The sequence below is a fragment of the Telluria sp. BA11 genome (assembly GCF_056680305.1).
Map to the genome: position 1 here is coordinate 2656578 of NZ_CM155275.1, position 24791 is coordinate 2681368.

Consider the following 24791-nt stretch of genomic DNA (forward strand, 5'->3'; position numbering starts at 1 on the left):
AGCAGGTTTACCGCGCCAGGCTCGAGTAGCTGCAGGTTTTGGCTGTACTCTTTTTTGGATCGCCGAATACGGCATTGGTGCAGGCAGTGCGTGACGTCAAGGTCTTGAAGTTGTAGTAGCCCGGTGCACCATAACGTACTTCACGGGTCCCAGTGAACGAACAGGTACCACCCTCGGTCGAGCAATTAGTCCAGGTGACTGCCGGCGTCGGCGTCGGGGCAGGCGCAGGCGCAGGCGCAGGTGCAGGCGCAGGTGCCGTCGATGCGGTGCTAGCAAAGCTGCACGTTTTGTTGGTGGCCTTCTTCGGATCGCCAAATACCGCGTTGTTGCAGAGGACCGAGCCAGTAAAGACTTTTGTATTGTAATAACCCGGCAAGCCGTAACGTACTTCGCGCGTGCCGCTGAAAGTGCAGGTACCCCCTTCATTCGCACAGAACGTCCAGCCCGATGGTGCAGGGGTCGGTGTTGGTTCCGGGGTCGGTTCAGGCGTTGGCGTCGGGACCGTCGTGGGGATACCAGCTTCATACGCACCGATATCGAGTGCACCGGATTGCGGACGGCCTTCGCTCGATGCCGTATGCCTGTATTGGGCAATTGGCGTCAAATCGACGCCGCTGGCCGACTTACCGGGGGCAGTACCTGCGTTAATCAAAAGAACATTGGCGAGCGGGTGCAGATCAAACAGGAGACGGTTGATGAATCCAGGCGCCACGGACTGGAAGTTACTTTTTTTGATCGCGTTTTCTTGACTCGTAACCGTGCCGGTACCGCCAAAAATATTATTTTGCAGCAGTATTGGCGTGGTGACCTTGTTGCTAACAAGCACGAACGTGCCGCGCGAGCTGTTATCGTTCAGAAAAGTATTGTTGACAACATACAGGTCCTGGCCCGGATTGGTGGCACCTTCAAGTGCATAGGCCAGCATGCCTGGATTGCTGTAATTGGACGGCTGGTGAATCACGTTGCCAATCACATACGCCGTGCCGCCGTTTGGCAAATCGATCTCGTAGCTTGGATTGCCCGTTGTGCTTGAAAAACGGTTGTAGCTGATCGTGTTGAGTTTGGCACGCGATTTCAGATTGTGGCCAACCTTGGCATCGTGTGAATAGTTGTAACGGAAATTTAGGCTGGCAACGTTACCCACATACAGATTATGGGTCCGGCCATCACCAATGCCATTGAAGGCGAACTCGCTGTATTCAACCACGATGTTGCTGTTCGTATTCGCGTTGCTGAGGATACCGTTTTCATTGTCGTGCAAGTATGAAGAACGCAGCGTGAAGTGGGTACCCTCCAGACGAAGTGCAGCGCCATTCTGGTCAGGAACTTTTGCCCCGTACATTTCCACGTTTTCGATCTTGATATTGTTGCCTTTGACAACCCAGATCCCCTTGCCTTGCGCATTTTTTCCAGCAGCATCAATTTTTGGACGGCCATTGACGCCACGGATAGTCAGATCGTTCGCGTTGATTGCGCACACATCGCCGCTATACGTCTTGTTGCCTGCAATCTCGACGATATCGCCAGTTTGCGCCTTGGCGAAAGCGGCACATGGTGCTGCGTAAGTTTTTCCTGGACCAACTGACAAGGTGGCGGCTGAAACGCTACCAGTAACTGCCAGCGACATCAGCAGCGCAGTGTAACGGAAAGTAGAAGAATTGAACTTCACGGTGCCGAGAGATTGCATGGGAATTATCCTATAAAAATTCCATTTGGGAATTTATCCGGTGGGAAAGTTTTTAAGAATACGATGTTTCTGACGGACAGTTTGTAACGAATTGTGACTTTGTATTCTGGTAATATTTAATAATTAACAATGGAAAGGGTAAATCGGCAACTAATAAGTCCTATATTTTTGGCAAGTCATATGCCGAGATGAAAACGGTTTTCGCGCTCAATGTGATTGTTGAATTGAATTGCTTGTGTCTCGTGCGTTGATTGAGCCAACGATTTTTATTACCTGTCTAATACACTATGAAGATAGGAAATATATTGAATTCGGTACATTGGGAAATTGTATGAATTTCAGGCAGTGGCAAATCTGGCCAGACGCCTGATGCATCGTTGTTCATCCTGCGTTGACGGTGGCAATACCCTCCGCAGAGATGGCGGAGACCGGGCACGCTGCCTGGCGTAGCCTATGAAAATGACGTAGTTTTACCCATTGCTGCCGCGGCCGGAGCACCGATGGCTGGGCGTAAGGGAACTCATTTGTAATTGTTTGCGCCGTCGCTTTTTCATTAAAAAATCAGACGGCTGCGTGACACGGTTGAGCTGTTAATCAGACGCTTTTTAGTTATCTGACCAAGCAGCAAATGCGGATGAAATCAATGCGATCGATCAGCACGGAAGTTATCCGATCTGTTCGTTGGTGCAGAGGTGTGGAGAAATACCGGCCCAGCTGATAAATTTGGGCAATCTTGAGGCAGTGGCAAGAAAGTTGTTACTCTAGTCAGAGCGAAATTATTTCAGTCTTCGTCTCTAGGTTGCACGCATACAACATAAGATGTATTTGAACAATAATGAACATATTCACTAGAACGTCTTTATTGGTCCGCTGAGAAACAATTGATAGATTCTGATGCGATGTGAATATGTGATGAACACTTACTTCAAAGCAGCAACCATATAGTCCACTGCCGCCTTGACCTCGGCGTCCGGGAGAGTGCTACCGCCTTTAGGCGGCATGACGCCTGCTTTTCCTTGAAAACCCTTGATCGCGTGCTCGTACATGACAGCAACCCCTTGATCGACCCGCGCGCTCCATGCGGACTTGTCACCGAATTTGGGCGCACCCACGATGCCAGCACCGTGGCAGGCGATACATGCCGTGTCGTAGGCTTTCTTGCCGCTATCCGCGCTCACCATGACAGGTCCTGCTACCGGCGCACTCATTGTGACGAGAGCCGAATTCACTGGCGCCGGCGCGGAGCCACTTTTCGGATCGGCCACGCTCGCCGGTGCAACGGCGCGCGCGGGTTCGACCGGCTCCTTGAAGCTTGCGCCACTCTGATTTGTCATGAACACGACGGCGCGCGCCACTTCCAGATCGTCGAGATCGGGGTTACCGCCCTTGGCTGGCATCGCGCGGATGCCTTCGACAGCATGTTTAAACACAGTGTCATAGCCTTGAGCCAAGCGTGCGGCCCAAGCATTGTTGTCGCCAGTCTTTGGCGCGCCCGCCAGTCCCTTGTCATGGCAAGCTGCGCATGTGGCGGCATAGACCGCGCTACCTGCCAGCAGGATGCGTGGTGCGTTGGCGTCACGCAGCGTAAAGTTTGCGTCGGAGACAGGGCGGATGCGTGCGGCAATCGCCTCGACGCTCTGGCTGTCAGTGCCCGCGCCCCTGGTTGAGGAGCTCGTCACGAAGGTAACTAACAGAATGATGCCAAGGACGATGACTAAGAAAAATCCCGCGACGGCGATGACCAGCTGTTTTGGCGTGCGAATGAGGGATTCGTGGTCGTGCTGTGCGTCGCTCATGATTTCCTTAATTCAATTAAAAAAACCGGCCACTGAGGCGCTGCGATCTAGTGGCTTTTTTGCAAGTGCCGTCGAGCATCTTATTATAGTGTAAACCTGTATTGATGCCAGGGTTTTTCTGGTGCTGCCCATGGACGTACTCGACGAAAGAATGTATCCTTCGCTACGCTTGTCAGTGCGGCTGTAGCTCAGTGGATAGAGTATTGGCCTCCGAAGCCAAGGGTCGCTGGTTCGATTCCAGCCAGCCGCACCATTTCAACAAGAACATCGATACCTTGCCGGGCCGTTGATGGACAGCTCACAGCCACGTGGCCTGTCATCACACCGAGTCACTGCGTCCCACCTGGTCCACACCCGCTTCGCATTCAGCTTTTCAGCTCCAGAACGCGACGCCCGTATGCAATTTGTCCATGCGGCCCTTCACAACTGTACTGGATACGGTTGTGCAAAGACAGGCGGACAGACGTGCCACATCAGAAGCGCGATGCCCGTGCTGACCACTGTGTCTTGCTTCTCTGCGCTTCCGCTATTTGCTCTTGAGCCCTGAAGTTCGAAAATTGGACATGCGTACCCTGGGTTCAGCAAGCCGCCCTTGGCTTGGGCGAGCAAGCGTTTGATAGGGTGTGGCTAAGCCAGACTGTAGGAAATTCCTTCTATTAAAATATTCATGACTTCTTCTTCCCACCTTTTAGCGGTATGGGAAGCCATGATGTCTCGTTCTCCTTCACCTGCTTTAACAGCGTCTATTATTTCTTCGCAGGGGACTAGCGCAGTCAGATCATTTTTCTCAAACGAGTTGACGGCATCAGCCTATACCAAACTGAACTGCGATCATGACATTGGCCGCGTCATTTTCTGCAAGTAGTGCTCGGAGTTCTGCGGCATGGAAGCCTTGCTGACAGCACATCTAACAGAGCTGAAAAAGCAGTTTGATCTTTCAAGAAGATGTATGGCCAGGGCACTGCGAGATCGAAATCGTTTTCTGCGTGCTGACGAAAATCGATTCCGTGATCTTCAAAAATTGCTCAGCGCGAGGTCCTGATTTCCAAGCACCTTGGAAAAGTCTCCTACGGCAGCTGTGCACTTTTAATGCGAAAAAATTAAATAAGGGTGCACAATTTTTTTCAAAATTCTATGAGCGTGCGATAATCCACGTGCTGTATCTGGCACATGTTAAATTACAACGTCGGCGAGACACGATTCCGCCGCTCATAAAAAGTCAGTCATACATATGTTTTCGGTTAATGCGGGTACGGATCGTCTCTCACTCGAAAGCGAACTGACGATGGAGCCATTAATCGTCGATCTCGACGGTACCTTGGTGCGAACCGATACGCTGTTCGAGTCGTTACTGCTACTGTTTCGCAACGCACCATGGCGGCTATTTGGCGCAATGCCTGCATTGTTACGTGGGCGTGCTGCTTTCAAAGCTTACGTTTCACAGTTTGTTATTCTCCCGGCAGACTCTCTTCCCTACAATGATGATCTGCTCGACTACCTACGCTCGCAGCGTGCGACCGGTCGGCATATAGTACTCGCCACGGCCGCTCATCACTCGATCGCGGGTCGCGTCAGCGATTATTTGGGATTGTTCGACCACGTCTTGGCCACCCAGGATGGCGCCAACCTTAAGGGGCATGCCAAGTTGGCCGAAATTCGCAAGTTGGTGGGTGCAAAGTTTGTCTATGCTGGAGACAGCAACGCCGATTTGCCAATTTGGTTGGAGGCCACTGGCGCCATTCTCGTCGGGGTATCCCCAGCGGTCGCCCGGCAGGTCGAAAAAACTTGCCGAATCGAACAGGTATTTGCGCGCTCAAGTCTATCTGTGGTGGTTTGGATGAAGGCGTTTCGTGTTCATCAATGGCTCAAGAATACCCTGATTTTCGTTCCCCTACTTACCGCATTTTCGTTTAATAATGTATCGAAGTTGATTCCGGTTATCGCAGGATTTATTGCGTTTTCACTGGCAGCTTCCGCTACATACATTTGGAACGATTTGGTCGATCTTGAAAGCGACAGGCGCCATCCGCGCAAATGCAAGCGTCCAATGGCCAGCGGCGCGATTTCGATCCCAAGCGCGATCCTTGCAGCTTGTGCACTAATGAGTACCGGCCTTGTTATTGCCTGTTTGATCTCTACACAGTTTCTGGCGATCTTGGTGGCATACATTGTTCTAACTACCTCGTACAGCCTGGTTCTCAAGCACTACGTACTGATCGATGTACTTATGCTTGCTGTTCTCTACACAGTTCGTATTCTTGCCGGCGCGCTCGCGCTCGAGGAAACAGTCAGCACTTGGTTACTGGCTTTTTCCCTGCTCATCTTTTATAGCCTGGCCATTCTAAAACGTTGCGCCGAACTGATCTCCTTGCAGCAATGCAATGGCAAAGTAACGGCTGGCCGAGATTACCGTGTGACTGACCTCGCTGTGCTGTGGCCCCTCGGGATTGGCGCGTCTCTCTCATCGGTCGTCGTATTTTGCCTGTTTATTCAGGCCGCTGACACCCAGTCAAATTACGTCAACCCCACCTTGCTTTGGGGAGTTGTTCTGGCGATGCTTTATTGGTTATCGCGTTTATGGGTAAAAACTTCACGCGCCGAAATGCACGACGACCCGCTGGTCTACGCAATCAAGGATCGGGGCTGTCGCATAACAATTGCTGCAATGGTTGCCTTTACCATTGGAGCACGCTTCGTTTCGATTTGATATTTGATTTCTCGGGGTTTTGCATGGCATTCAGTACTTTTATTCTTATCTTCAGTAGCGTACTGATTTCAGCGCTCGCGCAGATATCACTCAAGCAGGGTATGTCGTCCTCGACAGTCTCGGCTGCATTGGGGCAGGGCACGGCATCAACGATAACCGCCATTGCAACCAATCCTTATGTGATCGGCGGCCTGTCACTTTATGCACTGGGTGCCGTGCTTTGGTTGTTCGTTTTGTCACGTGTCGATGTCAGCGTCGCTTATCCGTTTGTCGCTTTTGGTTTTATCGTCACAATGGGATTAGCGATCGTCTTGCTTGGCGAGCCGCTGCAGCCCCTCCGCGTGGCAGGGACGTTACTCGTGGTTGCCGGTGCAGTGCTTATCACCCGTTAGTCTGCCAGCCATGACTACCACGCATATGCACCAATCCCGCATTGGCCCAATCAAGCCGATCGAGCGGCCACGCCAACTGCTTCCCGCTTTGGCTATTTTCCTGTTTTCGTTTGTAGTGATTTTTTTTGCGACAGGCTATTTCCCGCCCACCCGGTTCCATCTTGGGCTTGACAATGTCTGGTTTGATGCTGATGTGCCCCGGTATCTTTGTCAGATGGTTGACCGTTATGCCAACGACCACTGGCGCAACAAGGTGCATCCTTTGTTTTCATTTTTAAGTTATCCCATCCCTAATCTGCTTGCCGCCATGCAGATTGAGATTGGCATGGCAGTGCGAGTACAGGTCGCGCTAATTCCCGCAGTCGGTTTGGCTTTTCTCTTCTCGGCGCTCAACCTGGTTGGTTTGAACAGGCTGAACGCGGTGTTGCTTACGGGTATTGCACTGACGAGTTCATCTGCCTTCATGTGGTTTACCATCCCGGAAAGTTATGCATATACGTTTACGGCATTTTCGATTGTGCTGTACTTAGCCGCGCGCGAAGCAAATCAAGAAAAGGTAATGCTGACAAATTGGGTCGCTGCCACTGCATTGGCATTCTCCGTTACCGTCACCAACCTGGTAGTGGGGCTGTTCATCGCGCTCCAGTCTCAGGGGATCAAGCGAACCGTGCGTATTGCGATCTTGGCGGTAGCTGTGGTTGGCATCTTGTCAGTACTGCAGCGGCTTGCATTTCCCCGCTCGGGCTTGTTTTTTCTGCCTGCGGCTGTTCAGGAGGAAACGACCTTCTTCGTCAGCCTGTCCGTCGACCGCATCCGTCAGGTACTATCGATCTTGTATCTGGGCGGTGTAGTGATGCCCGACTTCTCCCGGCATGCAATGAACGCTACTGAGACGGTACTGACCGTGCAGCAAGCCAGTTGGCGTCAGGCTGGCACGACGGCTTTTGTAGCCCTTTTACTGGTGGTTATATTTCTTTTGGCTGGGCTGGGTACCATCGTCATGGCGTGCAAGAGGACTTTGCAGAGGTCCTATGATGGCGCCTTGTTCACGCGCGTTACCGGTCAGGACGGACTGCTGCTGGCGGTCGCCGGGTCGTTGGCTTTCTTGACTGCACTGCATGTCATCTATGGGCAAGAGACATTTGTTTATGTTGGTAGTGTGCTGCCGTTCTTGATCGTCGTATTTGCATATGGCGCGCTGGCCATTTCCCGTTACACCCGTGCCGGGGTCTCCCTGCTGCTGATCGGGTTATTATTAACGGGGGGATATCACAATTTCGCCCGTTGGAAGACTGCGGTAGCTGAAATTTCCGCTCTCAGTGCGCCTCCCAGCAGCAAGGTGATGAGTCGCAATACTTGCTCGTTTGTTAAAAATTACTGATCGCTTTCAATGAATTTGCGGTGTCCAGGCACCTTCGACGTCATCCCGGCATGGTTTCCCGTAGTGCAGCATGGCTCGTATTCCTGGTCTTGTCGTTTTGCCGTCACGGTCTGAGGCCTTGCAGCCGCATCGATGTCCGTGACGCTTCTTCTCTCATGCCCTGACCGTGTTTTCGCGAACAGCTTGTTTGTTCGGCATTCCTGTTTATCTGTGTAAATATGCGCACAATTGACATTTAATATGTCTACAGCTATTGTGCCCTTCGCAATATCATGTCGATGTACAGGTTGTTGAGATCACCTGGATACTCGCGTCACCATGTCCGCCTTGCGGTACTCCCCTGTAACTCGAAAGGCCTTTCATGACGATTGCCCATGGCGTCCGTGACCGTATCGCGCTGCTGCGCTTTGTCATGATCTTTGGCGTCATCGTGCTGCATACACCTGCCTATATCCCCATGGCCGCAGTCGGCTCTGGCTGGTTTGACACAGTCAAAGCATTTTTCCAGTTGGCTGTATTTCGGGCCAGCGTTCCAGTTCTAACGGTCATTTCAGGCTTTCTGCTGTTTGGTTCGGGCATCGACTGCGAACCTGCACGTTGCATCACCAAGAAAGCGCGCACGATCCTGGTACCGTTCCTGATCTTTAATTTGACCTTGCTGCCACTCGCCTTGAGCGCGGAAATGTTTGCAGGAATGGAGTTGTCAGCAAATTTGTGGCCATTCGATCCAGTGCGCTGGCTCAATGCTGCGTTTGGGCTGACGGGGTCGCCGATCAACTATCCTCTCAATTTTCTTCGTGACCTGATCGTGTTGATCCTGCTGGCACCAGTGTTCGGCTGGTTGCTGCGTCGCTACATGTGGCTGGGACTGGTGCTCGTGTCGATCATCTTCATGGGCAATTTTGATGGCAATCTGCTGTTGCGTGACCTGATGGCGGTGTTGTTCTACGTGGGTGGCATGGTGGCAGTGCGTCGCTGGAATTTGTGTGCGCTCGATCGTTATGGCGCAATTTGTTTTGTTGCTTTTTTACTAGCATGCGCCGCTATCGTGCATTTTCGGGTTGGAAATACTACTTACCTGCGCCTGGTGGCGCCATTTCTGATCTGGCCTGCTACCGTCTGGATCGTGCGTACGCCGCTTGGCGCATGGCTGGTTGGCATGAGCAAATATAGTTTCTTTCTGTTTCTGGCGCACGCACCGGTATTACTGCTGACTTGGGTTGTGTATGGGCGCTACGGTAGCGCTATCCCTTACCCGGTGTACTGGGTGTTGGCGCCGATCGCCGTGAGTGCCTTGCTGATCGCTGTGTACCAGGTGGCCATGGCCACGATGCCGCGGGTGTTCGGGGTCATGATCGGTGGGGGCGCCAGAGCACGGACGTCTGTCTCAGGGGCGCAACGCAGCAATAGCGACGATCCTGCCACGGTTGTGAAGGTTTAAGAAGTATCTGCGGTAGAGATCAGCCTGGCGTCGGGTAGCAGCGCACGATTGCATGCCTTCCAGTGCATGCTCAACAGTCAGTGCTAAAATCTTGAACTTTATTGCACTACGGAATTAAGCGAGGTAGTTGTAGTAACATCTCGTTGGTGAGCGATGTGGCGATGTGTGTTGCACCAAGCTGACGCGACCATACAGCGTCGTTGAGTAACAAGGTGTTTCCATGCTATATTGAATGTTAAAAATATGTCAAAAGAGTGAAGCGAAATCAATGTTTAAAAGAGTATGGTCGGACGAGGTCGGGCCAGCCACTACATCGATCTACTTGACCGGTTCTCTTGCCTGACGTCGTCGCGGTACTTGCCCTGCGCCTGAAATGATGGGGGCTTTGCTCGATCGTACCGGCATGGTGCCGATGCTGCGCAATGCCGTGATTAATTGCTTCAACAAACAACTCAATGCATCTTGTGACTACCGGCATCATCGACGGTAGGGAGACGGTCGTGTGGCGCATGCAAAGCAAGCCCCTGGCCTCTCAGCAGGTAAGCGTCATAAACAATTCTGGGGAATAACATGTTTCGGATCTCTAACCACTACGTGTCGAAGATCGTTTTCGTCCTGCTATTTGTGGAAATATTGATCCTGTTAGGCGCAGCCTATGCAGGCGCAGCCATGCGTTTTCTCGACATTGGCGCACCGCTCACAAGCGACCAGTTTGATCACTTCCTGGCTTCGGCCGTCGCCTTTGCCGTGGCGGTCAGCTTCAGCATGAGCGCCATGGGCATGTACCAGCTCGATTTCGACGAGGGCTTGCGCCATCCGTTCTTCATGAAGCTGATGCCGGCGTTCCTGATGGGTTTCCTGATCCTGACGCTGGTGTTCTATGTGGCGCCCGACTTGTACTTCGGTCGTGGCATCCTGTTGCTGGGCTTCGGCCTTGCCGCGGCCGGGATCTTCGTCGCGCGCATCATTTTCTTCAAGACGTCCGAACTGCGCCTGATGCAGTCGCGCATTCTGTTCCTGGGCAATGGCGCGCTGGCCAAGGAATGCAGCGACCTGGCCGTCAACAAGAACAGCTACCACCGCTACAAGGTCGTCGGCTTCATCCCAGTGGGTAGCGACGACATGTGCGTGCCGGCCGCTGACGTGCTCAAGGTGCGCGAAGGCGACTCGCTCGTCAAGATGGCGACCCAATATGGCGCGCAGGAAATCGTCGTGTCGGTGCAAAACAAGCGCGGCAGCTTCCCGATCAAGGAACTGCTCGATTGCAAGCTGCAAGGCGTGAAGGTCACCGATGCCGCCACGTTCTTCGAGCGCGAAACCTGCCAGATCCGGGTTGACTCGCTGCAGCCGAGCTGGCTGGTGTTCGGCGGTGGCTTTGACCAGAGTTTCATCCGCATCTTCATGAAGCGGGGGTTTGACCTGATCTGCAGCACCCTGATCATGGCTGTCACGTTCCCGATCATGCTCGGTGCGGCGCTGGCCGTGTGGCTGGAAGACCGCAATCCGGTGTTCTATTCGCAGGAGCGGGTCGGCAAGGATGGCAAGATTTTCCGTGTTCACAAATTCCGCAGCATGCGCGCCGATGCCGAAAAAGGTGGCACGCCACAGTGGGCGGCGCAGAACGATCCGCGCGTGACGCGTGTTGGCAATTTCATGCGCAAGACCCGCATCGACGAGCTGCCGCAGATCCTGAACGTGTTCAAGGGCGACATGTCGTTCGTGGGCCCACGGCCCGAGCGCGCCTACTTCGTCCAGCAGTTGATCGAAGTGGTTCCATATTACAATGTCCGTCATAGCATCAAGCCAGGCATCACCGGTTGGGCGCAGGTTCGTTATGGCTATGGTTCGTCGGCTGAGGACGCGTTGCAGAAATTGCAGTACGATCTCTACTACGTCAAGAACAACAGCCTGTTCCTGGATGTGCTCATCCTGATCAATACGCTCAAGGTCGTGCTGTTCCGTAGCGGACGCTGATCATCCCGGATCGGCTTGCGGTGTGCGCATCGCAGGTCGATGGCTTTAACGTTTCTATCCCGAATTTTTCAATGGTCGTTTTCATGGATGGCATACGTTGACCACCATTGCCGTCTATAGCTATAGCGTCGCCGCCATCGGTTTCTTGTTGCTGATCGGCCTGCTGTTTACCATCTGGCGCGGCCGCACACAGGTGGCCGCCATTGCCATCGCGTGCGGGTTCACCGCGCTCTGGTCCGCCGCCCTGGCCGGGCAGGCTGCCACTGGCCACGAACTCTGGTCAGTCTGGACCGACACCCTCGAAATCCTGCGCAGCGCCGCCTGGTGCATCGTGCTGCTGCTCTTGCTGGGCAACTCGCGCGACCCGGCCAGCCGCTGGCCGTTCAATCTGCGTACACCCATCTTCATCGGCGCCGTTTGCTATGGGCTTCTGTTGCTGGTGACGGTGTTCGTGCGGACCGACCTGATGCTCAATCTGGATGGCGGCCTGCTGCCCAACGTCACGGCGCGCGTGTGCCAGGCAGTGCTTGGTATGCTGCTGGTCGAGCAGGTGTACCGCAACAAGACGATCCAGGAACGCTGGGCCATCAAGTTCGCCTGCCTCGGCATCGGCGCAATGTTTGCCTACGACTTCTACATGTATAGCCAGGCGCTGCTGTTCCACGACATGCACCCGGATACCTGGGCCGCGCGCGGCATCGTCAATGCGCTGGCCATGCCGCTGATCGGCACCGCCGTCAAGCGCAGCACGTCGCGCTCGAACGCACTGGTGGTGTCGCGCCGTGTGATGTTCCATTCGACTGCACTGTTCGGCTCGGCGATCTATCTGCTGGCCATGGGTTTCGCCGGCTACTACCTGCGCTATTTTGGCGGCAGCTGGGGCGGCGTGATGCAGGTCGCGTTCCTGTGCGGCGCCTTGCTGCTGCTGACCGGAACCCTGTTCTCGGGCACCTTCCGCGCCTGGCTCAAGGTCTTCATCAGCAAGCATTTCTACAGCTACGGCTACGATTACCGTGAAGAATGGATGCGCTTCACCCGCACCCTGTCGTCCGACAGCACGCACATCGGCGAGCGCGCGATCGAGGCGGTCGGTGCGCTGGTCGAAAGCCCGGGCGGCGTGTTGTGGCAGCGCCGCGACGACGACGGCGGTCACTATCAGCCGGTGGCGGGGTGGCAAGCCACCAGCACCGCGACCGAGCCGGCCGACTCGAATTTCTGTCACTTCCTGGAAACCACCCAATGGGTGATCGACCTGCGCGAATATGCGGCCCTGCCCGAAAAATACGGCGAGCTGGTCTTGCCAGCGTGGCTCGTCGCATTTCCACGCGGCTGGCTGGTGGTGCCCTTGATCCTGCACGGCAAGCTGTTCGGCTTCGTCGTGCTGCAAGACGCGCGCAGCGCCGTGTCCCTGAACTGGGAAGTGTTCGACCTGCTTGAAATCGCCGGCAGCCAGGCTGCCAGTTACCTGGCGCAGCAGGATGCTGCCAACGAGCTGATGGTGGCGCGCCAGTTCGAGTCGTTCAATCGCATGTCGACCTTTGTCGTGCACGACCTGAAAAACCTGGTGGCCCAGCTGTCACTGATGAACGCGAATGCCGAGAAGCACCGCGACAATCCCGAATTTCAGCGCGATATGCTCGATACCGTGACGCACTCGGTCGACAAGATGAAAATGATGCTGCAAAAGCTCAGTCGCAACGATGCGCCGGAACGGCCGTTGCCACTGCGCGTCGAGAACGTCGTGCGCCAGGCGATTGCGCTCAAGAGCGCGTTCGAGCCACATCCGGTGCTGGACGTGATCGATGGCGGCCTCTTGGTACTGGCCGACGGCGAACGCCTCGAGCGCGTGCTGGGCCACCTGATCCAGAACGCGATCGAAGCCACGCCGCGCAACGGCCGTGTCAGCGTCTCGATTGCCCGCACGGGCGGGCAGGTCACCGTGACCGTGGCCGATACCGGCGCCGGCATGAGCGAGGAATTCATCCGCGAGCGGCTGTTCAAGCCCTTCGAATCGACCAAGCCGGCCGGCATGGGCATCGGCGTGTTCGAAAGCCGGGAATACATCCACGAATTGGGCGGGGCGCTGGCGTTGAGCAGCGTACCCGCACAGGGAAGCACATTTACCGTCACGTTGCCGCTGTACCGCGAGGCTGGCGAGCGCGCTGCGTGATGAAAGGACAACTGTGAGTCAAAACAAACCGAAACTGCTGATCATCGAAGACGATCCGGGCCTGCAAAAGCAGCTGCGCTGGAGTTTCGACGCGTATGACGTGGTGGTCGCCGACGACCGCGAAAGCGCGCTGGCGCAGATCCGCCGCCATGAGCCGGCCGTGGTCACGATGGATCTGGGCCTGCCGCCCGACCCGGACGGTTCGACCGAAGGCCTGGCCACGCTGAAGCAGATCCTGGCGCTGGCGCCGGAAACGCGCGTGATCGTCCTGACCGGCAACCAGGACCGCGCCAATGCGGTCAAGGCAATCGCCATGGGCGCCTACGACTTCCACCAGAAGCCGCCCGAGCCCGAGGTGCTCAACCTGGTCATCCAGCGCGCGTTCTTCCTGCACAATCTGCAGGAAGAAAACCGCCGCATGCAGTCTGGCCAGGCCGACTCGCCGATGGCCGGCGTGATCAGCCGCGATCCCGGCATGCTCAAGCTGTGCCGCAGTATCGAGAAGGTCGCCCCCACCTCGGCCTCGGTGATGCTGCTGGGTGAATCGGGCACCGGCAAGGAAGTGCTGGCGCGTGCAGTGCACGCGATCTCGCCCCGTGCCAAGGAGCGCTTCGTGGCGATCAACTGCGCCGCGATTCCCGAGAACCTGCTCGAGAGCGAATTGTTCGGCTACGAAAAAGGCGCCTTCACCGGCGCGGCCAAGCAGACCAAGGGCAAGGTCGAGCTGGCCCACGGCGGCACCTTCTTCCTTGATGAAGTGGGCGACCTGCCGATGGCGCTGCAGGCCAAGCTGCTGCGCTTTTTGCAGGAGCGCGTGATCGAGCGCATCGGCGGCCACGAAGAAATCCCCGTCGATGTGCGCATCGTCTGTGCAACGCACCAGAAGCTCAAGGAATTGTGCAGCACGGGGCGCTTCCGCGAAGACTTGTATTACCGCCTGTCCGAGATCGTCGTGACGATTCCGCCGCTGCGCAACCGCCAGGGCGATGCGGCCCTGCTGGCGCACCACTTCAAGAACAAGTTCTGCGCCCAGGAATCGCGCCCGACGCTGCACTTCTCGCCGGACGCAATCGCGGCAATCGAAGCCTATGCCTGGCCGGGCAATGTGCGCGAGATGGAAAACTGCGTCAAGCGCGCCGTGATCATGGCCGATGGCCCGACCATCGTGGCCGACGACCTGGGCCTGCCCGAAGGCGACACGCCGGTCGAAGAACCGCTGAACCTGCGCCAGGTGCGCGACGAAGCGGAGCAGGGCGCCATCGTCAAGGCGCTGGCGCGCGCGGATGGCAATATCGTCAAGGCCTCGGAAATGCTGGGTATCAGCCGTCCGACCATGTATGACCTGATGAACCGCCACGGCATCCGGGGCGCCGGGTGAGCCGCAGCAGGAAGCGCCCCGCGGCCGATGGCGTCATCGTGCGCCCACGCGCGCGCTCCCTGCTGCTGGGCGGCCTGATTACGCTGGCGCTCGGCGCCGGGGTGCTGGTCTACGCCATCGAGCAGGTCGGTGTGATGCCGCGCACGCTGGCGCCGTATATCGAGCGGCGCGCCAGTGGCCATAACCCGACAATTGTACAGACCGGCAGCCTGCTCAGCCGGACCTTGCTGACGCTGGACCGCGGCCCCTCCCACGGCGCAGTGGCCGGGCTGCCTTCATCCCTGGGTGTGCGCCCCGAGCCGGCCGGCGTGATCGGTGCGCCCGGCCTCACAGTCACCACGCCCGACGAACTGCGCGCCGCGCTGGCCCGGGTCGAACCCGGCACGACCGTGACACTGCTGCCGGGCACGTACCGCGTACGTGGGCGCGCGCTCGACGCTAACCGGCCCGGGCGTGCCGATGCGCCGATCGTGGTCCGCGCTGTGCAGCCAGGCAGTGTAGTGCTCGAACTGGACCTCACCGAAGGTTTTCGCGTATCTGCGCCGCACTGGCGTTTCGAGAACCTGGATATTCGTGGCGTGTGCCGCGACGATCAATGGTGCGAGCACGCGTTTCACGTGGTGGGAGAGGGCAGTTATTTTACGGCGATAAACAACCGTATCAGCGATTTCAATGCCCATTTCAAGATCAACGGCCGGCGTGGACATTTCCCCGATCATGGCTTGATCGCATCGAACACATTGTTCAACACGCGCGTGCGGCGTACGTCCAATCCGGTCTCGCCGATCGATTTGGTTGCAGCAAGCGGCTGGACGATCCGGGCGAACGTCATCACGGATTTTGTCAAGGATGGCGGCGATCGGGTCAGCTATGGCGGATTTGCCAAGGGCGCTGGCAGCGATAATGTGTTCGAGCGCAATCTGGTGTGGTGTGAACAACGCCTGGCCGGTGCGCCCGGGCAGCGTGTCGGGTTGTCGCTGGGCGGCGGAGGAACCGGTGCCAGTGTCTGCCGCGATGGCAAGTGCATTGTTGAACAGGAACGGGGCACATTGCGCGCCAATCTGATCGCGGGTTGTTCCGATGTCGGCATCTACATCAATGGCGCCGCGGCGAGTCAGGTTGCTGACAACACGGTGGTCGATACGGCCGGCATCGACGTGCGCTTTCCGAACAGCAGCGCGCAGTTGGAAGGCAACCTGGTCGATGGGCCAATCCGCAGCCGCGATGGTGCCTTGCTGCATCTGGGGGAGAATCGCAGCTCGCCGTTATGGCAAGCGTTCGTTGGCATGCATCCGGTGCGCAACCTGTTTGCTGCGCCGCTCGAGGGCGATCTGCGTTGGGACGGCGCCGCGCCACGCCGCGTCGGCAAGCCGGCGCCGGGTCCGGGGTTGTGTGGCACGCCCCGGACGACCAGCGCAGCCTATGGCGCCTTTGACGACTTCAATGACTGCTTGGGATCCGCCGGTCGCTGAGCGGCGTCAGTCGGCAAGGGTTCTGCAGGCTTTTCACGCAAGCGCTTCAGATAGTCAAAGCATGTCTGCATCGCGCCATACATGCGTGACATGCGTTTCTTGGCCGGGGTCAGGCGCACGATCGAGGCAGTTTGCAGGGAATAATGTCCTTTGAACACGCCGACGTGGACCTGTTCGCCATAGACGGTGTATTCCAGGCCCATGTCATTGCGTCCGTCCACCACGCGATGTGGGTGTGCATCCATGAGGCGTGAAATGGCCATCGTGTACGGCACCGGGCCCGTCACTCGCAGCACCCCCCGCTTGCCGGTCTGGTGCAGGTAGGGGTCATACGTATCAATGTTCTCGAAGACCGTTTCCAGGACCTCCTTGAGGAACGGATGGCCCGGCGAGCAGATGATGTGCCATTGCTGGTATTCGCCGCCATCGAGGTGGCGCAGGTCGTAGACCACACCGAAGTGTTCGAATTCACCGTTGACGTCACGCCATTTTGACAGGATGAAGCGATCATCGGGTTTGAGAACCGAGTCGAGTGGGCGGTTGGCCGAGCTCTTGATGTCCAGGTACACACCGCCGAGCTTGTACAACAGCAGGTAGCGGAAGATATCTGCGCGCGCTGCACCGTAGACCGGATCGATGCGCTGGTAATACTCCCAGACTACAGGCGGGTAGTTACTCTTGATGAAGCTCTCGATATCGGCGTCGTCGTAAAACCGGTATTCCCACCCCGGATTGAGCTCGCGCAGCCGGTTGACGTTCGCCTGCAGCCTTTCAGGAAGATTGCGGTCGTAGAAGGTCTGATGGATGATCCTGGGAATCGTCTGCCCCACGGGCAAGGCATCGAGCAGCTGGCGCTTCGGCGGATTATTCAGGGCAGGAATGAGCAGGGATTTAAGCGACATGGGTGACTGAACAAAAAAGACATGGACGAGGCAGGTAACAGCCCGGATGCAGTACGGTACGATCACCGTCAAGCTTGTTAAAATTTTATCATGGCTGCATTGACTGTCACGCTTATATTCAAGGGCGGCGGCCTTCTTTGCCAGCGCGTGGCGCTGCAGCCACTGCCCATGACCTACCAGGAGCGCATCCAGTCGCCAGTCCAGCGCGCTACTTGGTCGCGCCAGGCCTGGCGCGAGAACGTATGGTCCGCCTGGTCCAGCTGAAAACGGGTGACGCGGCGGGCGCCAAGCAGGCGCTGCCACTTTGGCGTGGCCTGCGCCAGATCGCAGAATTCCCGAGCCGTGAGATCGGCGCCACTGAGTACGACCAGCACGGGGCCGTCGAAGGCATGCATGCCTGCATACATCCGGTCCGGAAGAGCATCCTGGTCCGATGCCTTGGCGCGCGCGCCAGACGGTGAACCGAGCGCCATGCGCGCCAGCTGCAGCATCGATTTGAGGGAACGCGTGTAACTGAGCTTGCCACGCAAGACGTCGCGCCAGAAGGCCGCGTCCATCAGGCGCTCGCGGTAGTAATGCTTGAGCGTGGTGCGTGCGATGCCGTTGTCGGTGCGCACCCAGGGGTTGAGCAGCACCAGGCCGCGCACGCGTGCATCGGAGGCGGCATAAGTGACCGATGCTGATGCGCCGTCGCACAAGCCCCATAGCACAATGTCGCGCAAGCCCGGAACGGCGCGGGTAAACGCGTCGATGGCCGCACGCAGGTCGTCCTCGACCGACAGGAAATCGCGCGGCTCTCCCTGGCTGTCGCCCATGCCGCGGTAATCGAAGCGCATGGCTGCAATGCCGTTTTGCGCCAGGCTGCGCGCCAGCAGCGTGAACTGGCGGTGGCTGCCGGCCCGGTATTGCGGACCACCGACCACAATCAGGACCCCGCGTGTGCACTCGCCTGGCGGCAGGCTCACGACGCCATACAGCCAGTCCTCGTGGCAGCGAAACGCCAGCGCGTGTTCTTCAATCGTCATGGCGGCCCATGCGCAATGCTGCAGAAGTTGCTTCCAACCAAGCCGGGCTGATCGTAATTTCTGACGTTGACCAGAATGGCGGGCAAATCACGGCCTGAAAATGCAGGTCCACACCGGCATTGCGCCAGCTGGCTGCGGCCTGCAGCACGCGCGGCGACGGTTCCTGCCCGGCCGCTGCGATGGCCTCAAACCAGTGCACAGGACAAGACGGCGGCATGGCATCGAGGGGTGGAAGTGCGTCAATGGACGCCGCCAATGCCGGCGCCAGGCGGTAACCGGCCACTTCGACAGCCTGGCCGCTCTGCAAGGTCGCACGCAGGGCATTGGTGCCTTGCTGGCCTGCACCATCTTCGCCCAGCAGGGCGCCAGCCACGCGCAGGCGCAGGAACTGGGTCAGGTAAGCGTGGGCGCTCAGAATCGGCTGCCACAGGAGCATTGAGGCCACCGGATGGGGCGCTGTACGCGCGTAATCGAGGGCCAGCAGTACGCCCAGGCGTGAGCCCCACAGAATGAGCGGCTGGCCCAGACGTTCGTGCAGCCAGGCGGCGCCAAGGGCCAGGTCGTGTTTCCAGGTTTCCCAGCGCGCATCCATGAAATCGCCGCTGCTGTCGCCGCAGCCGTGCAGATCAAGTTGCAGGACACCATAGCCAAGCTTGGCGAGTTCGCGCGCTTGCAGGGCAGCCATCCGACGCGAACGATTCATCTCTTCGGCAAAGGGCGACACATACAGCACTGCGCCAAGGCAGGCCCCAAGCGGCGCGTGGAACAGGCAAAAGCGTGTCCCGCCGGCAGTCTTGAGAAAGAACGGTTCTGCGGCCGGTGCACCGCCGGAGGCGGTCATTCGGGGCGGTGTTGAGCGACGAACTCGGCCAGGGTACCCAAGGTCTCGAACGTTCGCGCGCTGATGTCGTCGTCGTTGACAGTGATGCCGAAATGCTCTTCGAGCGCAGCCAGCAGGCTCACTACCGCCATCGAGTCAAGCTCGGGAATGCTGCCAAGCAATGGCGAGTTAGCATGAAGACGCTCTCCAGCGTCGCCCAGGTTGAGCACATTCGTCAGAATTGTTCTTACTTCATCGAGGTACATATGCGATTCCAGTCCAGGGGATGCATGGCGTCCGTAAAATGAGCGGCACCATAACTTCATTATACATTCGGCAGGAAGCGGACAAGACGCGCCTTGACGGGCGCAGCCAGTCGATGAACTTCTTCCAGCATGGCGTGGCGCGTAAGGCGCAGACACAGGTACCAGACGGCTGCCAGTGGGACTGCCATGATCAGCAAACGCACCATCGATGGCAGACTGGCCGGCAGCAGCCATGCCAGCAGCATGGCAGGCACGACAGTGCCGATCGTGACCACGAGGCTCGGGATCATGGAGCGCAGCATGTTGCCATTGTTGACGCCAAGATTGCGATGCTGTTGCAGGGCATTGATGGGCGCAGTGACGATCGTCGCCAGGCACAGGGCCCAGGCAAATCCGCTCAGGCTGCCGTCATACAACAGCAGGCCGAAGCCGATCCTGGCCAGCAAGGTCACGGTGGTCGGCACTGCACTGAGGTAGGGGCGACCGATGGCCATGACGCCGATCGGGACATAATGGAACATCATGCCCACCGCAGCTGCCAGTACCAGCGGCGCGATTGCCGGCACTGCGGGCAGCCAGGTCGGTCCATACAGCGCGAGGATGATGTCTTGGCCGAGTACGGCCGTGAGCGCGAGGGCAGGCCAGCCGATCCCGGTAAGCAGAGAAGTAGCGCGGGACATGATCGGGGTCAGCGATTCACCACGATAATACGCCTGGGAAAGGTACGAAACAGCGCCATAGCTGACGGTCGAACCGGCTACGTAGCTGAAGATGGTAACGGTGGAATTGGCGCGGCTCAGAAGGCCGACCTCGCGGGCCGAGCCCAGTTTGCCCAGCAAGATGTCGGGAATGGCATTGTTGAGCGCACCGAGACAACTTGAAATAAGCGAACCCACACCGAAGTGGGCCACGCCGCGCCAGTGGTGGAAGGACGGCATCCAGGGCAGGTTTTTTGGGCGGAACGGCACCAGAGCGATCGCGCAGGCAATGATATTGACCAGGTTGCCCCAAGCCAGGCTCATGCTGCCGAAGCCGAGCTTGGCAAGTGTCAGGCAGGTAATGCAGAAGCTGATCGTGCCCACGGCCTGGACCACGGCCTGCTTTTCAGCTGCGAATTCACGCGACAGCATGGCATTGGTGACAGCCCCGAACGGAATCAGGAAAAAGCCCGCTGCCAGCACCTGCATCACGGGAATGATCTCCGGTTCGGCGAACCAGCGGCCGATGGCATTGCTGGCCACTAGCATGCTGGCGCCTATCAGCCAAGACGTTGCAAACACGATGCCGGTGGCCGAGCGGATTTTTTCCGGTGTGAGGTCCGGTTCGCGCTTGAGATAGGTGGAGACACCAAAATCCCGGAAGACGTGGGCAAAATTGACGAATACCAGCGTCATCGAATACACGCCAATCTCGCTGGGGCTGAGCATCCGCGCCAGCAGCACGCTGACCAGGAACTGCAGCAGAGCCGCACCGGAAGACGAAAAAAAATTGATGACCAGCGAACGCCGCAAATTTACCATGATGGACTGCTCAGGTTCGGGGTCGGGCTGAAGCGGGGCGCGTCAGGCGGCGCCGGCGAGCAGGCGCAGGGCCTGGCGCGACGTCGCTGCATACTTGCCGTTAATGAAACGCATGGAACCAATAAAATGGAAAAATGCCGTCTGGTCGGTGCTGCAATCGGGCGTGCCATACTTGGGAAATGGCAGTGCCGCCGCACCGGGCATGTTCGAGGCCAGGTAGTTTGACGTGACCTGCTCCGTGCCCCAGCGGGTCCAGTCCGCGCCAAGCTTGGCTGTCATACGGCGCGAAAAATCGGCCATGGCGTCGGGCATTGCGTCAGAGCGCGGAAAACCGGTGAAACCGGAACAGCCACGGATATAGCGTGCATTCTCCGGCAGGCCGACATTGACCATCTCGGTCTCGGCAATCCCCTGGATATGCGCGCCAGGCCTGATCCACGGCAGCGCATTCTCACGCGTCTGAGCCAGTGTGCGGATTGGCGTGTCAGGCATTTCTCCCAGCACGAAACCGGTACCAGCGCGGATTGCTGCGAGCACTTCCGGAATCGGCTGCACCGTCAAGGTGTCTGCATCGAGCTGGACCACATAGGTGTCACGCGCAAAGCCGGCAATGGCATACAAACGCTCCCAGGTACCGCCACGCGGCATGTCGGGATGGGTGAACTCGTCGGCAGCGCGTAATTCGACATGCGGCAGGTGCTGTGTCATGAGTGCCCGATCTGCCTGGTCGATCGATGGGTCGCAAACGACCACGATACGGCTGGGATTGAGGAAGTGGCAGAACGATTTCACGGCAACCAGGTAAGAATGGACGTCGCGCTGCTGAACCATCGAAAGCAGCATGAACGGCACGTCGCCACGTTGGACAGGAGGTGTTGCCAGGACTCGACTGGCAATCTGGCGGTACTGACGTCGGAAATAATCCTGCTTTACGCGCTCGATTACCCTGCTGACTAGTGACATTCCCACCGACTCCCTTATATCTGCACGCTGTGTCTATTGGCTGCTGTGCACTGATTTGAAATGAACGATTTGCTGGCGCAACGACGAATCCTTTGCATACCACCAACCATTATATGCTGCAACTGCGAAGGAATGCATTCCTGTAGAACATGTTTATTCGGCGTGCGATGGTTGCCGACCCGTAAATCCGTGCAGGGTAGGCGTATGCCGCTTGCGGATCGGCCTGGACCGCAGAGTGTTGACTGCGCCAAAAAAAAGGCTCTGCCGAAAGCAGAGCCAATGTTGCAGTGCGAGATCGATCAGCGCGGTACGATCGCAAACTGCGGCGCCGTCGAGTAGTCCGGCTTCATGCTGCGGTTGTTGAACACGTCCCATGCCCTGGCCGCTTCCGGAATACCGGCAGCATGGGCAACAGCCAGCGCCGGTTGCAAGTTCGCTGGGTAGCCCAGCGTTGAGCTGGCGTAACCCATCATCTGGCCAACTTGCCATTTCCTGCCATTGGCAGCGGTCAGCCAATCGGCCTGCGCCTGGCTGGCGCAGGGCTGGTCGATGAAGCGCGAGCCATCCGGATTGCGTACGTCCTTGCGTGAATCGTTCTTGATGGTGGCACCGCTGAAATTGGCCGCATACAGCTCAGCGAACGTGGCGTACGCCGGCGCCGCTGAGCTGGGACGGAAGTTCAGGTAGTATTCGGCGCCCGAAATCCAGCAATAGCCTGGTGCAGTCATGCGGCCTACCGGGTACTTTGCCTTCCATTGCAGAATTGGTGCGGCTTTTTCAAAGCCGAGTTCGGCCAGGTAGCCAAAGCTCCAGGTCAGGTAGTCATCCTGCCATGGCGCCGAGCCGTCCACCCTGAACGCGTTGCTGCCGGAACCATCGTACAAGCCGAGCTGATTCGGGTTACCTACAACATAGGTCTGGTGATAGAACGCCAGATTGTTGTCGAGCTGCTTGGTGAAGTACGCCTTCAGCGGATGCGCGTCCGGCGTGATGTAGGCAGCATGGCCCAGCGTACGCAGTGACCACGCCTGGCCGCGTACCTGCTGCCAGCGAACCAGACCCTGGCCATCGCCGTGGCCGCCCGGGGCAGTCGCCAGCGGGTTATGCGACGCCCAGAACTGCATCTCTTCCAGATAGTAATAATCGCCAGTCAACAGATACGGTACATAGGCCAGCGATGGCTGGTGTGCGGTATCCGATGCATTGGGCGTGTCGCAATTTGCATCGGCAGCGCAGCGCGGTACCGGCAGCGGACCTTTCTTGGCCATATTGCCATGCAGCGAAATGAACTTGTTCTTGTCGTTATCCGTACGTACCGGCTGGCCGGTATTGTCGTCGCGGTAGTGGATTGACCAAGTGCCGGAGCCGTCCGCGCCCGCCTTTGTAACGTCCCAGGCACGCTTGTCCATCGACAGCAAGTGCATGACGGTCCAGGTAGGCAGGGGACCGATATCGCCGCGACCGCCGGAAGTGTGCATTGCGCGGTTGGCAGGGCCGATCGTCATCGGGCCGGAGTTCGTGTCATTGAGTTGGTAGCCGGCCAGGACATTTTCTGCAGGAACAATGCTCTGGTCATAGTTCGGCACTGCCTTGGTAGCAATCAGATAAGCCGTATTGTGGCGGAAATTGACTGCGGGTTCGCTGGCAGGATTCCACCAGGCGGTCTTGTGCCAGCGCGAGTGGTGATAATGGGTCAGGCCCGTCTTGGCATAGATCGTGCGGCCACCGACATCGACGTTGACGTCATAGGTCAGCGTGCGACCGCTCACGAAGGTCTTGGTGTTTTCCACGATGACATCTACCCGTGCCTGCTTTTCCAGGGCGGGATACCAGCGCACCGCAAAGCGCGCAGTCAATACGGGATGGGGGGCACCGCTGCTGTCCTTGAGTGGCGCATCGGCAATCCACTCGTTGGCGACATTGCCAGCCAGCCAGGTCAAGCGGGCCGGATTGGTCATGGCGTCGCCCAGCGTGGCGGTGTACCTGATATTGTTTGCGGTAACGGTGACCTGGCTGTTCAAACCCTTCTCGAGCAGGCCTTGCGGCGTCGCGGTGATTGTGTCGGCGCGTTGCGCCTTGAGCAGTTCGAGCGGCTGAGACTGGCGGACGGCCAGCGCTGGCAAAACGCCCGAGATGACGACGTGGCGTACCGAGCCGTCGGCATGAGTGGCCTTGACATCGGTCTGGAGGTTCAGCACAGTACCATCCGCAAGCTTGGCCACCAGGCCATCTTTCGGGCTCATGGCACCGGCAGCAATGACCTGGCCAAACGTGAAAGGCACGTTGGTTTGCGCCGCACCGGTATTTTGCAGCTGGATGTCGGTGATCTTCGCGCCAATTTTGATTGTGCTGCCGCTGCTTGGCAGGGGGGCGAAGCTGGGGTTGTTGTTGTTCGTCGTCGTGGATGGCATTGGGGATGACATCCCGCTGCCTGACGTACCAGATGACACTGGCGTCGCCAGCGCAGGCAACGACGCTGGCGCTGGGGTTGGCGAGGTCAACGTTCCCGCAGGCGTTGCAAGTCCGTTGCTGGCAGGCGTGACGGCAGTAACGACGCCAGGAGACAAGCTGCTATTGAGGCTGCCGGCAGACGTAGAGACCAGCTCACCGCCGCCTCCGCCACATGCGCTCAAGACCAGGGCGGCTGCGCCACAACCCGCATACCGCGTCAATCGATAACTTGGGACGGTTGACTTGACAGAAGTCTTTACCGAGACGAGAAGAGGAGTCATGTTCATGGCCATAAGAAAAGTTAATCTGCGAAAATTGCCTTGTAGAACCGAACTGTACCGTGAGTAATTTTTCCCGTAACCATTAATTGCCCAAAAGAAGCTATTTATGCGAGAAAACAACGGAAATTCCTGTGCAAGATTGGCTTTTGTCAAGTAAAAATAGTG

The 24791-nt window shown here is 57.7% G+C and carries 18 protein-coding genes and 1 tRNA gene; 10 read left to right on the top strand and 9 right to left on the bottom strand.

What is annotated here, in order from left to right; genetic code table 11:
• Positions 1–7: 7 nt before the first annotated feature.
• Positions 8–1687 carry a hypothetical protein gene (locus AC1MGT_RS11670; protein ID WP_499500293.1) on the bottom strand — a complete coding sequence of 560 codons (1680 nt, stop codon included), beginning with the start codon at positions 1685–1687 and terminating at the stop codon, positions 8–10.
• A gap of 920 nt (positions 1688–2607) precedes the next feature.
• Positions 2608–3483 (bottom strand): c-type cytochrome, encoded by an 876-nt coding sequence (locus AC1MGT_RS11675; protein ID WP_499500294.1) that lies wholly within the window; start codon positions 3481–3483, stop codon positions 2608–2610.
• Between the two features lie 177 nt (positions 3484–3660).
• Between AC1MGT_RS11675 and AC1MGT_RS11680 the strand changes: the two genes are divergently transcribed.
• The 9 genes from AC1MGT_RS11680 (at position 3661) to AC1MGT_RS11720 (ending at position 16398) form a co-directional block, all read left to right on the top strand.
• Positions 3661–3736, top strand: a tRNA-Arg gene (locus tag AC1MGT_RS11680).
• 1032 nt (positions 3737–4768) lie between these two features.
• Positions 4769–6190, top strand: coding sequence for a UbiA family prenyltransferase (locus AC1MGT_RS11685; protein WP_499500295.1), 1422 nt, complete (start codon positions 4769–4771; stop codon positions 6188–6190).
• 23 nt (positions 6191–6213) lie between these two features.
• Positions 6214–6582 (top strand): DMT family transporter, encoded by a 369-nt coding sequence (locus AC1MGT_RS11690; protein WP_499500296.1) that lies wholly within the window; start codon positions 6214–6216, stop codon positions 6580–6582.
• 25 nt (positions 6583–6607) lie between these two features.
• Complete coding sequence (locus AC1MGT_RS11695; protein WP_499500297.1) at positions 6608–7963, top strand: DUF6080 domain-containing protein; 1356 nt, start codon at positions 6608–6610, stop codon at positions 7961–7963.
• Between the two features lie 361 nt (positions 7964–8324).
• Complete coding sequence (locus AC1MGT_RS11700) at positions 8325–9404, top strand: acyltransferase family protein (protein WP_499500298.1); 1080 nt, start codon at positions 8325–8327, stop codon at positions 9402–9404.
• 570 nt (positions 9405–9974) lie between these two features.
• The gene (locus tag AC1MGT_RS11705; protein WP_332531824.1) at positions 9975–11378 is read left to right on the top strand and encodes a TIGR03013 family XrtA/PEP-CTERM system glycosyltransferase; all 1404 of its coding nucleotides are present in this window, start codon (positions 9975–9977) and stop codon (positions 11376–11378) included.
• Positions 11379–11475: 97 nt separating this feature from the next.
• Positions 11476–13548 (top strand): XrtA/PEP-CTERM system histidine kinase PrsK, encoded by a 2073-nt coding sequence (prsK, locus tag AC1MGT_RS11710; protein ID WP_499500299.1) that lies wholly within the window; start codon positions 11476–11478, stop codon positions 13546–13548.
• 13 nt (positions 13549–13561) lie between these two features.
• Complete coding sequence (gene prsR / locus AC1MGT_RS11715; RefSeq protein WP_499500300.1) at positions 13562–14926, top strand: PEP-CTERM-box response regulator transcription factor; 1365 nt, start codon at positions 13562–13564, stop codon at positions 14924–14926.
• Entirely contained in the window at positions 14923–16398 is a 1476-nt protein-coding gene (locus AC1MGT_RS11720) for a right-handed parallel beta-helix repeat-containing protein (RefSeq protein WP_499500301.1), read from the top strand. The genes prsR and AC1MGT_RS11720 overlap by 4 nt, the downstream gene beginning before the upstream one ends.
• On the opposite strand, the gene AC1MGT_RS11725 is transcribed toward AC1MGT_RS11720, so the two are convergent.
• From AC1MGT_RS11725 to AC1MGT_RS11755, 7 genes are all read right to left on the bottom strand, one after another.
• On the bottom strand, positions 16347–17300 hold the full coding sequence (locus AC1MGT_RS11725; RefSeq protein ID WP_499500302.1) for a glycosyltransferase family 32 protein: 954 nt from the start codon (positions 17298–17300) through the stop codon (positions 16347–16349). The two genes, AC1MGT_RS11720 and AC1MGT_RS11725, sit on opposite strands and share 52 nt — an antisense overlap.
• Positions 17301–17473: 173 nt before the next feature.
• Positions 17474–18325, bottom strand: coding sequence for a hydrolase 1, exosortase A system-associated (locus AC1MGT_RS11730; RefSeq protein WP_499500303.1), 852 nt, complete (start codon positions 18323–18325; stop codon positions 17474–17476).
• A complete protein-coding gene (locus tag AC1MGT_RS11735) occupies positions 18315–19166 on the bottom strand; it encodes a hydrolase 2, exosortase A system-associated (protein WP_499500304.1) in 852 nt (283 codons plus the stop codon). Before AC1MGT_RS11735 ends, AC1MGT_RS11730 begins: the two co-directional genes overlap by 11 nt.
• On the bottom strand, positions 19163–19411 hold the full coding sequence (locus tag AC1MGT_RS11740) for an acyl carrier protein (protein ID WP_499500305.1): 249 nt from the start codon (positions 19409–19411) through the stop codon (positions 19163–19165). The genes AC1MGT_RS11735 and AC1MGT_RS11740 overlap by 4 nt, the downstream gene beginning before the upstream one ends.
• Positions 19412–19470: 59 nt before the next feature.
• The gene (locus tag AC1MGT_RS11745; protein WP_499500306.1) at positions 19471–20931 is read right to left on the bottom strand and encodes an oligosaccharide flippase family protein; all 1461 of its coding nucleotides are present in this window, start codon (positions 20929–20931) and stop codon (positions 19471–19473) included.
• Between the two features lie 42 nt (positions 20932–20973).
• Positions 20974–21894 (bottom strand): hypothetical protein, encoded by a 921-nt coding sequence (locus tag AC1MGT_RS11750; protein ID WP_499500307.1) that lies wholly within the window; start codon positions 21892–21894, stop codon positions 20974–20976.
• 299 nt (positions 21895–22193) lie between these two features.
• Complete coding sequence (locus tag AC1MGT_RS11755; protein WP_499500308.1) at positions 22194–24176, bottom strand: hypothetical protein; 1983 nt, start codon at positions 24174–24176, stop codon at positions 22194–22196.
• Here AC1MGT_RS11755 and AC1MGT_RS11760 point away from each other — a divergent pair.
• Positions 24151–24573, top strand: a complete 423-nt coding sequence (locus AC1MGT_RS11760) for a hypothetical protein (RefSeq protein ID WP_499500309.1) — start codon at positions 24151–24153, stop codon at positions 24571–24573. The two genes, AC1MGT_RS11755 and AC1MGT_RS11760, sit on opposite strands and share 26 nt — an antisense overlap.
• The last annotated feature ends 218 nt before the right edge of the window (positions 24574–24791 follow it).